The following is a 13,426-nucleotide window of genomic DNA, read 5'->3' as shown; positions in this document are numbered from 1 at the left end:
GGAAGAAACGATGTTTAGATTAACGTTAAAGAAAAAAATAATAAGTGCGGCGCTCATATTAGTTATCGTTCTTTCACTTTCGAGTGTTGTAGGCATTATTAAGATGTCGGATATGGGGCAGGCAGCAGATAATGTTAATAAGCGCTCTTTACCTGCCGTTATTCTTCTTCAGGGTATGGACAAGCAGATTACAGAAATCGACAGACTCACCGTTCGAATGATACTCGAAGAGGATCCTGCAGCCCGAAAAAAAGATCAAGATGACCTAGCAAAAGCTGTAGCTTTAATGGAAAAGAGCGTAAACCAATATCAGAGTCTTGCCTCCACAGTAGAGGAAAAAGAGCTATTCACCAATTTTTATGGTCAGTGGGCAATGTATCTTCGGTATTTAAAAGTGGTTTCCACTGCGATGGAAGAAAATAATAAAGTGATGTCATACATGATCATACAAGGGAATTCTGCTATTTATAATGCCGCATTAGACGATGTTAATAAACTGAGGCTTCTCAATGAGCAATACGCTATAGATGCAGCTAATCTATCGAGTCGTGCTTACCAATCAGGAAAAACATTAATGATTTCCCTGGCTGCCGTAAGCACTATCCTTGGAATCATCGGTTCGCTTTTACTTGCTGAATCGTTCACTAAACCTATATTAAAGATCGCGGAACAAATGAAGTTGGTAACTAGGGGGAACCTGCAAGTCGAGCCCCTTATGGTCAGATCAAAAGACGAGGTCGGGGAGCTGGCATCTGATTTTAATGTCATGTGCGAGTCACTGAGTAACCTTTTAAAAGAAGTGGTGGAAAACTCGTTACTGGTTGCCTCTACGGCAGAGCAATTAACGGCTAGTGCGGAGCAGACAAGTACTGCTAGCGAGCAGATAGCTGTAAGTGCCACTTTAGTCGCGGAGGGGTCGCAAACACAGCTTGCAGATATAGCTGAAACGTTGAATATAACAGTAGACGTTTCTAATAGTGTCGAGAAAATAACCAATCGGTTTGGTAATGTGGCCGATCTCACAATCCAAGCACAGAAAAAGGCTAATAATGGCCAAGCCATAATCTCTTCCACTGTCTCTCAAATAAGAGATGTTCATAGCAAGGTAACTCAATCTGCTGAAATAGTAAATATTCTAGGGGAGAAGTCTGCCGAGATTAGTCAAATCTCAGCTATGATCAGTGACATAGCAGACCGAACCAACTTACTTTCACTAAATGCGGCTATAGAAGCTGCAAGAGCAGGGGAGCATGGAAAAGGGTTCGCGGTTGTTGCCTTCGAAGTACGCAATCTGGCAGCACAGGCAAGCGAAGCAACGGGCAAAATCTCTTCTCTGGTCAACGAAATCACCTTGAGAACAGACGAAGTTGTAAACTCGATGAATGAAGGGGTTCATTCTCTAAATGAAGGTATGGTGCTCGTCGAAGGTGTGGGTACCGTATTCTCTGAAATTGTCGTTGCATTTGAAGAAGTCAGCGGTGAGGTGGATAATGCCGCTATTGAGGCAAGATCCGTAAGTGGAGGGACCGTTTCTATGGTGGAATCAATGAGAAAAATAGCTGAAATCTCCGAACGCGCAGTAGATTCGACTCAAATGGTAGCATCCGTTGTCGAGGAAACAACGGCATCCATGGAGGAAGTTTCTGCCGGGGCCAACATCCTTGCCAAGAGGGCGGAAGAAATGAATCAAACGGTATCTGTTTTTAAGATTTAAGTAGCCTGTGAAATCTATAAAATACACTTCAATTTTCCGGACACCACACTCCGTAACGTACAGGCAGAATGTAGTTCAAGTCCAAGAGGCTGACTTAAAAGTATTCACAAACTAATTTTTGAAGCCTGCGGATACCTCTAAACGACATAAATGGCGTCACCGATTCCGTATCTGTGACGCTATTTCTTGACTTAACCGCTTGCTCCAGCTTTTGTTTCGTGATGGGATGCGGTTTCGCCAAACTCGTTGAGAAACAGGCCGTTTAGCGCAGCGTCTTCCTCCTTCTCGGCTTTTTCGATCGTCGCCAACAAAGGTTGCACTTTTGCTTGCAGTATTCATTTTGTGTTTAACAACCGATCAGGATATATATTGATAATCCTCAGTTGCTTTTACGCGGCTCGCCGGACTCTATACGGATCACGCTGGCTGTTCCAATGCCAATCAGTTTAGCAAATGGACGAACGCCAAGGCTCTTATATTGTTCCCTAACCGCACGTATCTCAATCGTCGGCAGCTCATACTAATTAAAGGATCCCAGGGACTCTTCAAGAGGTTAATCAGCTCCTCCCTGGGGTCTCCCCGTCTGTGCTTATGCATGACATGCTGCGTCGAATAAACATTGAGAATGTTGCCAAACCTATAGATGTACCCCCTGCTTGATGGCAGGGTTTATCCGCTTGGCCCCCAGCTTGGTCACTGGGGGCCTTTTATTTCATCGACTCATAAGAAACAGTATGTTCGTAAATCCTACAACTATCAGAAGGTCCCGGAAGCTACCCTGAAAATAACTCATAGCGTATAGCCTAAAAAGGCAGCACGAAACTAGGCGCAGCTGCTTCAATTTTTTAAAAGCTGCGTCTTCCTCCAAGTAATGAGGCTGCTTCGGAACTAGGATACCTCGGTAGTGGCCAAAGTTACAGAGTACCCTAAGTTTTCTAACTTTCGAACCGTCTGTCTGACGATGGCGTCTTGCTTGCGCTTCTCAAAGTAATCAGAGCCTAAATCCTTGTAATTTTCCTGCCGGGTTATCAGATGGTACGCAATGGTCATGATGGAATTAGCAACAGCAACAGCTGCCCGATGTCCGCCTTTACGGGCTGCAATGCGTCTATACTGAGCACCGAGGTAGTTGTTCGATCCTCGAATGGAATGAGGCTTCAATGAGGGCAGAGCGGAGGTATTTGTTGCCTTTTCGTGTTTTGGAGGGGTTGCGCTTACCTGCACTCTCATTGTGCCCTGGCACAAGGCCGATCCATGAGCAGAGGTGTGGTGCACTTGGGAAACGGGAGGCGATATCGGTGCCGATTTCAGCCAGGATTTAATAAGAGTCTGTCAAAAATTTTGTGTAACCTTTTAACGCCGATTCTAGTTAATGGTTGTTCCGCAGCTTGACTTGGAGCCTCTGTGGGCATGGAATATCGCGAGTGGCCGAGTTGGCTGGAAGCCTCCTCGCGCCGGCGATCAGCCTACCATGCCCACCTCTCCAAGTAAAGCTGCTTTTAGCGTACTTGGACGCGCTCGGGGTAGTACACGGTCAATTGCAGCAAAATCTGCCCCCAATTCTGCACGCGGCCGGTCCACTTTTTCAGTACATCCATGGTGGAGAGATACAGCATCTTCAGCAACGATTCGTCGGTGGGAAAGATGCTTTTTCCTTTGGTCACTTTGCGCAGCTGCCGGTGATAACTCTCAATCATGTTTGTGGTGTAAATCAGCCTTCGCAGTTCGGCTGGATACCTAAAGAAGGTCGTAAGCTCATCCCAGTTCTGCCGCCAGGACTTCACAATAAGCGGATATTTCTCGCCCCACGTTTCCTCAAATTTGTCCATCTCCAGCTGCGCGGCTTCCTCGGTCGGTGCTTTGTAGATCGGCTTGAGGTCTGCTGTAACCTTCTTTACGTCTTTGTAGGAAACGTAGCGAATGGAGTTACGGATCTGATGAATGATACACTTTTGGATCTCCGTTTGTGGGAAACTGGCGGCTATGGCTTGAGAAAATCCCGACAGATTGTCGACACAAGTGATAAGTATATCTTGAACCCCACGGTTTTTAAGCTCATTTAGCACACTGAGCCAAAACTTCGCGGTTTCGTTCTCGCCAATCCAGATGCCAAGCACGTCTTTGTTTCCGTCCAGATCAATGCCAATGACCATATAGGCCGCTTTGTTCACAATATGCCCTTCCTGCTTGACTTTAAAATGAATGGCGTCCAAAAAGACAACCGTATAGACGCTTTGCAGCGGCCTGTTTTGCCACTCCTTAATTAGGGGAACAATTTTATTGGTGACATTGGATATGAGCGTCGGGGAGACTTCTACACCATACAAATGCTCCAGGTGATCCTGAATGTCTCTTGTACTCACACCCTTGGCATACAGCGCAATGATTTGATCCTCGATGCCGGTCACGGGGCACCTGAATCTCCACATCACCGTATTCCTAGGTCACCGTTTTCTTGGTATAGCCATTGCGGCTGTTCTTGGTCTGTTTATTCTTCACGTCGTGCCTGTCATAACCGAGCTGCGTATCCAGTTCAGCTTCCAATGCTTCTTGAAGTACATCATTGAACAATTCTTTTAAGGTGATCTGGATTTGCTCAGGGGAAGTGAAATTGTGTTCTTTTACAAAAGCACGTAGATCTTGCTTGGTCCAAAACTTACTTTGAGTCATGTTCAGTTCCTCCGGTCCGGTTGGTAGTATTTCCATTTTTTCTCCGGTTTAAGAGGTTACACATTTTATTTTACAGACCCTAAAAACTAACGTCTCCAGTTAGCTTAGTCTACTCAGGCAATTTAGCCTCAATGAAATTCCCTAAAGCTTCACTTTCAATATAGAATTGTGTCTCATGATCTATATGTCTTGGACTGAGTTCAAAAATTGAACTGACACCTGCAGTACCTCGATAGTAACTCACAGAAATACCAATATCCTTAAACTGTAACAATAAACTTCCGTCAGGTGTTGAGCCGTGGTTCATCCTATTACTACTTTCGAATTTGGCATCCCTTAATAACCGAAGCAATTCATTTTGTTCATTCTTATCAAGTTGAATTTTTTGATCGGGGAGCAGATTAATCGTTAATTCTTCAACCTGATCTTGATTTAAACTTTTACGAAATTCATTCCAAACAAGAACATCTTTAATATTGTCGCTGTTCCATAAGACCACAGCAGCAATAAGTGCGAGGCCTATAAGTGTTCTTACATTGTACTTCATTGAATGTGCTCCTCTAACCCGTTTGTCCATGTTATAGACGTTAATAGATAAGAGAAGTTCTGCAACCAATCGAATTAAGCTAAAATAAAGGAGCAGCTACCGCGTGATATGCTCCCCCACTCTGGGCTATAAGATATCAGAATACTCTTTGGATTACTCGTTCATCTCGTTCATCTCGCTCATCTGTGTGACCATGAAGTGCTCCACGGTAGCTTCCCAGTCCCATCGTAATGTACCCACCCAGAGTCCAATGCCCGTCCCTCCTAATCTATCTCTGTTCCCGGCTCCCCTCTTGTTCGCGCTGCACGGTTCGGCGGAGTATATCCGACCTGCTCCTGGAGCGAGGCCTTGATCTCTTCCGGCAGCGCGTTCCAGTGCAGATCCCACAACGCCGCTTCCATTGCATACAGTGCAAGAATGCTCACGCCCGGAATGCTTGCCTTCAGGCGCTTATAAGCCTCAACCGAGCCGATCCGCTCCAGGTCCTCCCGCGTCATGATGCCTTTGCTCTCCAGCCACTGCCTGCCCTTCGGGCCCATGTTCTTGATCCGCCCGCTCTCCTGCGCCCTTTTACGTCTTTGTGCCACAGCCTGCTCACCTCTTCTCTTCATATTGACCAAGCATCTCCCGCAGCTTGTCGCGGATCCCTTCGCGCACTTCCTTGGGACCTTTCACGATCGCCTCCATCCCCAGGCCGAGGAAAAAATGTACCGCCCATGGCACATACGAAGCGGGCATAGGGGTGCGGATGCTGCCCGAGCCATCCTTATGCAGCACAAGCGATTTTGCTAACCATACGTCCGTCCGGCACCGCCTTGCCCCCTCCGGGGTCAGCCCTACCTCAAGCACCAGCTCCTCGTTATCCCCAGGCCGCATGATCCACTCCTCAATCGCTTCTCTGCCGGTATCCAGACGTACGCTTTGGTCTTCCGCCGGCTGGCAGGACTGAACCCGATCCACGCGGAATACCCGGTAATCTCCGGCGGAGAAGCAGTACGCCTGGCAGTACCACAGTCCGTTCATCGTATAGATCCCAAGCGGCTGAATGCTCCGCTCCCGCAGTGAGGATGATTCGTACTTCATGGTCACTACCTGCTGCTGTATCGCGGCTTCGAGCAGTTCCCCCAGGTGCGGAGCTTCCAGTTCATGCGGCGGCACCCAGAAGATCAGACGCTGCTGCATCCGGGTGATGGAAGCTTTAAGGTCGCTGGACAAATAATGAAAAAACTTATGGAGCGCTCCCTCCACCTCGTTCCCGAAGGGCAGCGACTTGTAATTGCGAAGGGATTGGGCTGCGAAAAACAAAGCCATCGCTTCCTGCTCCGTAAAGCTGATCGGCGGCAGCACCTTCTCGCGAAGCACCCTGTAGCCGCCCCCTGCGCCTACCTCGGAATAAAGCGGGACGCCCAGTTCACCGAGCTCCATCAAATCGCGGATCATCGTACGGCGCGATACCCCGCACTCATCGGCGAGCTCCTGGACCGTAAACCTCATGCGCTCATTGACAAGCATGATCAACTGAACCAGCCGCTGCGCTTTATGCATGGATCCTTCCCTCCCTATGTCATTTACCGTGTAGAAGATAAATCCAGTATAGAGGATAAATGTGCCAGCAGCTGTCACTATTTTTGCGTATGCTTAGTCCCGAAGTTCAATCCACTCCCAGGAGGAATCCCCTATGCAACTCAATAATCAAAGTACAACCGCAGCAGAGTTCGTCTCGTGCAGGCTGAAAGCCGGCGTGGATCGTGAAGAGTTCCTGCGCCATGTCCGCGCATCCCAATCTTCGTTGAAGCAGTACCCGGGTTATGTCAGCCGGGAACTGTATCATGATGCGCATCAGGGCACCTGGTTTGATCTCGTCCGATGGGCGGATATGAAGTCAGCCGAGCAGGCCGCGGAGAAGTTCATGGACGACCCCCGCGCAGCGGGGTTGATCGGCTGCCTGGACCCTGCGGGCCTGGCGATGCATCATTATGACTGGCGGGAGGAGCTTGGCGCCGTCTCGGCACGGAATCCGATTGACACGGCCTCCGGCTGCGTCGAAATACTGCAGTACCGGCTGCTCGCAGGGGCCGGCCTGCCGCAGTACGAGGATGTGCTCCGCGAGATGTCGGGGACCCTCCGGACCCACGCGGGCTTCATCCGCAGAGAAGTCTATTACAGCGCCAAGACGGGACAGTGGCTGGAGACGATCTTTTACCGGGACCGTGCCTCCGCGGATGCGATGTTCGGCGAAATCAAGGACGCCCCCTGCATGAAAGCCTGCATGGAGATGCTCGATGAGCCCACGTTAACGATGACGTTTGCCGTTCCTGTGGCGTTGGGGGGAGAGGTTGTGTCAGGGCCGGCGTGGTCAGGCTTGGCCCAAGGTTCTTGAGGCAGCAGCAGGAACCCGAAAGTTGTGCGTCTCCGGATAATTCAGGTTGCCCCGTAGGAGCAGCTGCTTACAGGTATGAGTTCATCGGGATGCTGGAGAAGGCAACTTTAGCAGGCTATCAACGGTTTCTCATGTAAAATGCGCAGCGAACAGACTGATGGGCGAGTCCCGTCAGTCTGTTTGTTTGGGCAGACGGTTCCGCTCCGAATGTCTGCTCGCTGGGGCTGCTCAGTTTTTTGAGTGGATGCAAAAAAAGAAGGACCGCAGAGGCGATCCTTCGGACGACTGGTGCTAAGAATGGAGATTGGACGTTCCAGCACGCAGGCCATAACAAATAACGGAACTCAGATGCGTTATGCTCCTCATGCGATGGCCCTTTACAAAAATAGAGGAACTGTGATTCGCTATCCTGCCCCTTTTGCTTGTTTGGAGAGGGGAAGGGGGCCGATAAGGCATCTGAGTTCCGCTATTCACTGGGAAATGACGGGAAATGATCGAATAAGACATCTGAGTTCCTTTATTTGAAAAATCAATGAGTAACTAACGCCCTCTCCGGTTGCTCTAGGCGAAATACGGCACCGCCTGCAGCGGCACGGCCGTCCGGTCGTACGCCTGCGCAGCTCGTGGGCACGGCCTCTCCACCGGGCCGACTCGCCCGCCCCCCGATCAGCTGCTGCGGATCCACACCGTCATCTCGCCCGGCGTGCGGTTGCTCCAGGCGAAATACGGCACCGCCTGCAGCGGCACGGCCGTCCGGTCGTACGCCTGCGCAGCTCGTGGGCACGGCCTCTCCGCCCGCCCGACTCGCCCACTCCCGATCAGCTGCTGCGGATCCACACCGTCATCTCGCCCGGCGTCCGGTTGCTCCAGGCGAAGTACGGCACCGCCTGCAGCGGCACGGCCGTCCGGTCGTACGCCTGCGTCGAGTACAGCGAGCCGCCGCTGCCCGGCGGAACCACGCTGCGCGTGCCCATGCCCCGCAGGACGGTGACGCCGCCGAGCAGCCCCGCGTCGAACTCGGCCTCGAACTCCGCATCGCGTTCCAAGACGATGTCCTGCAGGTTCGGACCGTTGTCGGCCTCCTCGAGGCAGAAGACCACCGGACCGCGCTGCAGAGCGATCCGTCCGGCCGTCGCCCGCACGTTCGGATGGGCTCTGACGATCTCCACTGGCATGTCGAACGACAGCTCGATCCGGTCGCCGTCACTCCAGATCCGGGTGATCCGCAAGTAGCCCTTATCGAGCTGGCCGGTATCCGCACCCGAGCCGTTCACGGTCACCGCCGCCTTGCGGCACCAGCCCGGGATGCGCACGCATACCGTGAACTCCGCCGGCTGGGCCAGCCCGACCTCCAGCGCCGCCTGGCCGTTCCACGGATACTCCGTAGTCTGCGTCAGCGTAACCGGCTGCCCGTCAAGCGCCACCTCCGCCCGGCTGCCCGCATACAGGTGCACGTGCAGCTCCCGCTGCTCCTCGTTCACCGAGTAGATGTACTGCCCGAGGGAGGCGATCAGCCTGGCGATATTCGGCGGGCAGCAGGCGCAGCCGAACCAGGGCTGCCGGGTGCCTTTGACCGTGCGCATGTCATCCCGGAAGTTCGCGGTGTCCGGCCATACTTCCAGAGGATTCACATAGAAGTAGCTTTTGCCGTCGAGCGAGATCCCGCTTAGCACCCCGTTGTACAGTGCGAGCTCCATGACGTCGGCGTACCGGCGGTCCTGCTCCATCTGCAGCATCCGCTGCGCCCAGAACATGAGCCCGATCGCCGCGCAGGTCTCCGTATACGCCCGGTCGTTCGGCAGGTCATACGGCACGGTGAACCGCTCTTCGTATGCCGAGGAGCCGATGCCGCCGGTGACGTACATTTTGCGCTCGACGACATCGTTCCACAGCTCCCGGCATGCCTCACGCAGGCCCGTGTCCCGGTAATGCACCGCCAGGTCCGCCATGGCGCTGTACAGGTAGACGGCACGGACCGAATGCCCTTCCGCCGTCTTCTGCTCCCTTACAGGCAGGTGCGCCTGGAAGTAGTCGTAGCCCCGCTTGCGCTTGCGTGCCGCACCGCTGTCCCGCTGCGCCTCCGCCCGTTCCTGCTCCTCCGCATCGAAGAAATGCGGAAGCTGGCCGCGCTCCTCGACGAAGTATCGGCTGAGCTCGAGATACGCACGGTTGCCCGACGCCTGGTACAGCTTCACGAGCGCCAGCTCCACCTCCGGGTGGCCGTCGTAGCCCCGCTTCTGGCCGGGCTCCCTGCCGAACACCTCGCCGATATAATCGGCATACCGGCACATGATGTCGAGCAGCTTGCGCTTGCCGGTCGCTTCATAGTAAGCGACGGCGGCTTCCATCAGGTGGCCGGCGCAGTAGAGCTCATGGTTGTCGCGCAGATTCGTCCAGCGGGCCCCCGGCTCCTTCACCGTGTAATACGTGTTGAGATAGCCGTCCGGCCCCTGGGCCCGCTCCAGCAGATCGATCACGTCGTCAGCAATCTTTTCAAGCTCCGGATTGCGCTCCTTCGATAAGGCAAAACCCACAGTCTCCAGCCACTTGCCGAGGTCGCTGTCCTGGAACACCATCCCGTAATACTCGCCCGCCGCCTCTCCTGCGGCAAGACGGAAGTTCTCGATCGTATGGCTCGGCTCCGCTCCGGGAATCGCATCGTTAAGCGCGTCCCATTGGTAAGGAATGACGGTGTCGATCACATTGCGCTCCCTTGCCGACCAGAACGGGTCCTGAATCGTAACCTGGCGGAGCGGAACGGGGATAAGGGTCTTGCCAAGCTTATTATCGATGGTGGACATTGCGGCATACTCTCCTTTGGCTGGCGGATTGGTGTATTCAAGGTTTCTCAAGGTTTTCGGTTTCGGCGTTCACAAGTGTTACTCCAGGTCCACTCCAGATTCATTCCAGATTCACTCTAGGTTTACTCGCCCTTCAGACCCGACAGCGTGACTCCCTTGATGAAGAAATCCTGCGCGAGCAGGAAAATAACAATCAGCGGCAGAATGCAGATCACCGTGCCGGCCATGAGCACCGGCCAATCCGTCGAGTACATCCCCTGCATGGAAGCGAGCCCGAGCGGCAGCGTCATCAGGTCAACCGAATTGATATACACAAGCGGAGCGACAAAATCATTCCACGTCCCCATGAACACGAACACGCCGAGCGTGGCCATAGCCGGTTTGGAGAGCGGGATGAAGATGCGCCAGTAGATGCCGAAGGGCGTGCAGCCGTCGATCTTGGCGGCGTCTTCGAGCGATTCGGGAATCGTCACGAAGAACTGGCGCAGCAGAAAGGTGCCGAAGGCCGAGACGAGGGCCGGCAGGATCAGCGCCCAATGCGTGTCGACAAGGTTGTAGGAGCGCATCACGATGAAATTCGGGATCATCGTCACCTGGGCGGGCACCATCATCGTGGCCAGGTAGAGGCCGAAGAGCAGGTCACGGCCGCGAAAGCGCAGGCGGGCGAAGACGAAGCCGGCCATGGAGCTCGTCACGAGCTGGGCGGCGACGACGATCAAGGTGATTTTGACCGAGTTGAAAAAATACGTGTCAAACGGGAACCGCTCGGAGATGCGCAGGTAGTTGCCCCACTGGAGCTCGGCGCCGAAGGGCCTCGGCGGGAACACGAACACTTCGCTGAGCTGCTTGAGCGAGGTGCTGACCGTCCATAGGAAAGGCAGGATCATCGTAATGGCGCCGGCCAGCAGTACCAGGTGGGCGGCGGCTCTCAGAGCTGCGTGATTTTTCATCGTCTCATCCTCCGTAGGCCCCCCATTTTTTCTGACGCCACAGCTGAATCATTGTGATCAGGAACACCATGAAGAACAGCACGTAGGCCATGGCGCTCGCATATCCCATGTTGAAGTACTTGAAGGCGTTCTCATACAGGTAGTGAACGATCACGGACGTCGACCGCGCGGGTCCCCCCTGCGTCATCAGGAAGACGGTATCGAAGACCTGGAAGGATCCGATGAACGACATGACCGTCACGAAAAAGGTGGTCGGAGACAGCAGCGGTACCGTCACATACCAGAACTTCTGGTGCCACCGCGCCCCGTCCAGCTCCGCCGCCTCATAATAGCTGTCCCCAATCCCCTGCAGACCCGCCAGGAAGATCAGCATGTTGAACCCGACGTTCTTCCAGACGCTGGTGAGGATCACGGCCGGCATCGCCCAGACCGTGCTCGTGAGCCAGTTCGGTCCCTTGATCCCGATGAGGCTGAGCGCGTAATTCAGCAGTCCGTACTCGGGGTTGTAGATGAACTGCCAGACGACGGCTACCGCCACCATCGAGGAGACGACAGGCAGGAAGTACGCCGCCCGGTAGAACTTCTTGAATGCAATCCCCTGGTCCAGCGCGACGGCGAGGAACAAGGAGCAGACGATGCCGGCCGGCACGGATACCCCGGCAAAATAAATCGTGTTCCAGAATACCTTGATGAACGTCTCATCCTTGAGCAGTGCCGCATAGTTGTCGAAGCCCACCCACTGAATCGGCGAAAGCATATCCCAGGACGTAAAGCTGAGCAGGAAGGACGCGATCACGGGAATCAGGGTAAAAGCAAGGAACCCGATGATGTTGGGCAGCAGCAGCAGGATGGCCCATGTGCCGTTCTTATGAAACCACTTTTTGACCGCCGAAGCGGCTCCTCCCGGTTTCTTCGTATCCAGGGAAGCGGCTCCGGATTGGCCCAGACGGCCCTCAGCATTCATACAGCAATCACCTCCGTATACAAGAAGCGCATGGCAGATGCCGGTGCTTCCTGCGGTTTATTTGGCCAGCTCCACATTGGACCGGCTCTCGATATTCTTAAGCGTATCGGCCACGCTCTGCCCGGAGTACCACAGTTTGTCCGTCTCCTCCGTGATGATGTCATTGACTTTGTTCTGTGTGATGAGTGGGAACGGGAAGGCCCGTGCTTCTTTGAAATAAGGCACCAGACTCTGGAAGCCTTCCGGATGGACGGATGCGTTATACCACTTCTTCACGCCCTCCTCGGTGTACAGCGACTTGCGGTTGGGCATCCACAGCCCTTCCTTGATGTTGTCGATCTGGTATTCCTCGGAGGAGAGGAACTTCACGAGCTCCCAGGCCTCCTTCGGATGCTTCGTCTTGGCTGCGGCGGCGTGGACATGCGCCTGGCCGTGGGTTACGGCCTCCTTGAACTTCGGCAGGGCGGCTACGCCGACCGGGAAGCCCATCGTCGCCAGCTCCTGCAGCGCCCACGATCCGTCGACCGCCATGGCCACCTTGCCTGTCTGCAGCATCTGGTTCGCCTTCATGCCGATGCTCTCGAGTGTCTTGGCCGTCGGAGCCGCACCCTCCTTGACACGCAGGTCATAGATGCTCTGCAGCACCTGCTGTGCCTCCGGCGTGTTGATCGCCATCTTCGAGACGTCGGAGCTGAAGAGCTGCCCGCCGTTGGAGAGAATTTCGGCCGAGGTCATGTAGAAATTCTCAAGCCCGAAGGCGCCGTACTGGACGACCTTGTCGCCCTCCTTGACGGTCAGCTTCTTGGCAGCGTCCAGAAACTCCTCCCAGGTCCAGGCCTTGGCGGGGTCGCTCGGCGGATAAGGAACTTTCGCCTTGTCAAAAACCGCCTTGTTATAATACAGTACAGGGGACACGGTGCAGGAGCTGACCCCGTAGATTTTGCCGCCGATGTCCATGATCTGGGCCGAGGAAGGAATGAAGTCATCGAGCGACATGTCTGCCTTGAACATCGAGGTGAGATCCAGCAGCACATCGCGCTTCTGGAAGGCGCGGTAATCGGTCGAGCCGAGGAAGAACACGTCGGGCGCCGCCCCGCCGGCCAGCATCGTCAGCAGCTTCTGGGAATACTGGGTGTTCGGAACGGGCTGATACTCCACCTTGATGTTCGGATGCTTGGCCATGAAAGCGTCGAGGCCCTTCTTGACCGACTTCGTCTCGAGCGGGCTGGCCTCCCACCCCATGAACTTCAGGGTAACGACGCCTCCGGCAGTCTCTCCGCCCTTCTCGCCGGCGCTTGCGGGACCGCCCGCCGGGCCCCCTCCGCCGGAGCAGGCGGCTGTGAACACCGAGCACAGCAGTACGGTAGACACGGTTTGCAGCTTTCTCATCTCTGACCCTC

10 protein-coding genes and 2 pseudogenes are annotated in these 13,426 nt (G+C 54.3%); 2 read left to right on the top strand and 10 right to left on the bottom strand.

What is annotated here, in order from left to right:
• Nucleotides 1-10: 10 nt before the first annotated feature.
• Nucleotides 11-1,714 carry a methyl-accepting chemotaxis protein gene (locus tag ACP26L_RS12275; protein ID WP_426452797.1) on the top strand — a complete coding sequence of 568 codons (1,704 nt, stop codon included), beginning with the start codon at nt 11-13 and terminating at the stop codon, nt 1,712-1,714.
• 888 nt (nt 1,715-2,602) lie between these two features.
• On the opposite strand, the pseudogene ACP26L_RS12270 reads toward ACP26L_RS12275, so the two are convergent.
• The 5 genes and pseudogenes from ACP26L_RS12270 to ACP26L_RS12250 all read right to left on the bottom strand — a co-directional run.
• A pseudogene (locus ACP26L_RS12270) lies at nt 2,603-3,032 on the bottom strand (transposase); the annotation flags it as partial.
• Nucleotides 3,033-3,213: 181 nt separating this feature from the next.
• Nucleotides 3,214-4,384: pseudogene (locus ACP26L_RS12265) on the bottom strand (IS256 family transposase).
• 109 nt (nt 4,385-4,493) lie between these two features.
• Complete coding sequence (locus ACP26L_RS12260) at nt 4,494-4,931, bottom strand: hypothetical protein (RefSeq protein ID WP_426452796.1); 438 nt, start codon at nt 4,929-4,931, stop codon at nt 4,494-4,496.
• Nucleotides 4,932-5,194: 263 nt separating this feature from the next.
• On the bottom strand, nt 5,195-5,518 hold the full coding sequence (locus ACP26L_RS12255) for a TfoX/Sxy family protein (RefSeq protein ID WP_426452795.1): 324 nt from the start codon (nt 5,516-5,518) through the stop codon (nt 5,195-5,197).
• A gap of 7 nt (nt 5,519-5,525) precedes the next feature.
• Nucleotides 5,526-6,476, bottom strand: coding sequence for a helix-turn-helix transcriptional regulator (locus ACP26L_RS12250; protein ID WP_426452794.1), 951 nt, complete (start codon nt 6,474-6,476; stop codon nt 5,526-5,528).
• Between the two features lie 133 nt (nt 6,477-6,609).
• On the opposite strand from ACP26L_RS12250, the gene ACP26L_RS12245 reads away from it, so the two are divergent.
• Nucleotides 6,610-7,311, top strand: coding sequence for a hypothetical protein (locus ACP26L_RS12245; protein ID WP_426452793.1), 702 nt, complete (start codon nt 6,610-6,612; stop codon nt 7,309-7,311).
• 666 nt (nt 7,312-7,977) lie between these two features.
• On the opposite strand, the gene ACP26L_RS12240 is transcribed toward ACP26L_RS12245, so the two are convergent.
• From ACP26L_RS12240 to ACP26L_RS12220, 5 genes are all read right to left on the bottom strand, one after another.
• The gene (locus ACP26L_RS12240) at nt 7,978-8,148 is read right to left on the bottom strand and encodes a hypothetical protein (RefSeq protein WP_426452792.1); all 171 of its coding nucleotides are present in this window, start codon (nt 8,146-8,148) and stop codon (nt 7,978-7,980) included.
• Nucleotides 8,130-10,112, bottom strand: coding sequence for a glycoside hydrolase family 127 protein (locus ACP26L_RS12235; RefSeq protein ID WP_426452791.1), 1,983 nt, complete (start codon nt 10,110-10,112; stop codon nt 8,130-8,132). The genes ACP26L_RS12240 and ACP26L_RS12235 overlap by 19 nt, the downstream gene beginning before the upstream one ends.
• 122 nt (nt 10,113-10,234) lie before the next feature.
• Nucleotides 10,235-11,062, bottom strand: a complete 828-nt coding sequence (locus tag ACP26L_RS12230) for a carbohydrate ABC transporter permease (RefSeq protein ID WP_426452790.1) — start codon at nt 11,060-11,062, stop codon at nt 10,235-10,237.
• Nucleotides 11,063-11,066: 4 nt separating this feature from the next.
• Nucleotides 11,067-12,026 (bottom strand): carbohydrate ABC transporter permease, encoded by a 960-nt coding sequence (locus ACP26L_RS12225; RefSeq protein ID WP_426452789.1) that lies wholly within the window; start codon nt 12,024-12,026, stop codon nt 11,067-11,069.
• Nucleotides 12,027-12,083: 57 nt separating this feature from the next.
• Nucleotides 12,084-13,415: an ABC transporter substrate-binding protein gene (locus ACP26L_RS12220; RefSeq protein WP_426452788.1), complete on the bottom strand. Its 1,332-nt coding sequence runs from the start codon at nt 13,413-13,415 to the stop codon at nt 12,084-12,086.
• Between the last annotated feature and the right edge of the window lie 11 nt (nt 13,416-13,426).

The sequence above is a fragment of the Paenibacillus sp. S-38 genome (assembly GCF_049942825.1).
Classification (GTDB): Bacteria; Bacillota; Bacilli; order Paenibacillales; family NBRC-103111; genus Paenibacillus_G.
The sequence above is the reverse complement of the archived record's forward strand: the minus strand, read 5'-3'. Positions and strand labels throughout refer to the sequence as shown.

Bases quoted from the DNA above. Each gene is read 5' to 3' on its own strand.
- ACP26L_RS12275 (WP_426452797.1), top strand. From the start codon at position 11: ATGTTTAGATTAACGTTAAAGAAAAAAATAATAAGTGCGGCGCTCATA.
- ACP26L_RS12260 (WP_426452796.1), bottom strand. From the start codon at position 4,931: ATGAAGTACAATGTAAGAACACTTATAGGCCTCGCACTTATTGCTGCT.
- ACP26L_RS12250 (WP_426452794.1), bottom strand. From the start codon at position 6,476: ATGCATAAAGCGCAGCGGCTGGTTCAGTTGATCATGCTTGTCAATGAG.
- ACP26L_RS12245 (WP_426452793.1), top strand. From the start codon at position 6,610: ATGCAACTCAATAATCAAAGTACAACCGCAGCAGAGTTCGTCTCGTGC.
- ACP26L_RS12235 (WP_426452791.1), bottom strand. From the start codon at position 10,112: ATGTCCACCATCGATAATAAGCTTGGCAAGACCCTTATCCCCGTTCCG.
- ACP26L_RS12230 (WP_426452790.1), bottom strand. From the start codon at position 11,062: ATGAAAAATCACGCAGCTCTGAGAGCCGCCGCCCACCTGGTACTGCTG.
- ACP26L_RS12225 (WP_426452789.1), bottom strand. From the start codon at position 12,026: ATGAATGCTGAGGGCCGTCTGGGCCAATCCGGAGCCGCTTCCCTGGAT.
- ACP26L_RS12220 (WP_426452788.1), bottom strand. From the start codon at position 13,415: ATGAGAAAGCTGCAAACCGTGTCTACCGTACTGCTGTGCTCGGTGTTC.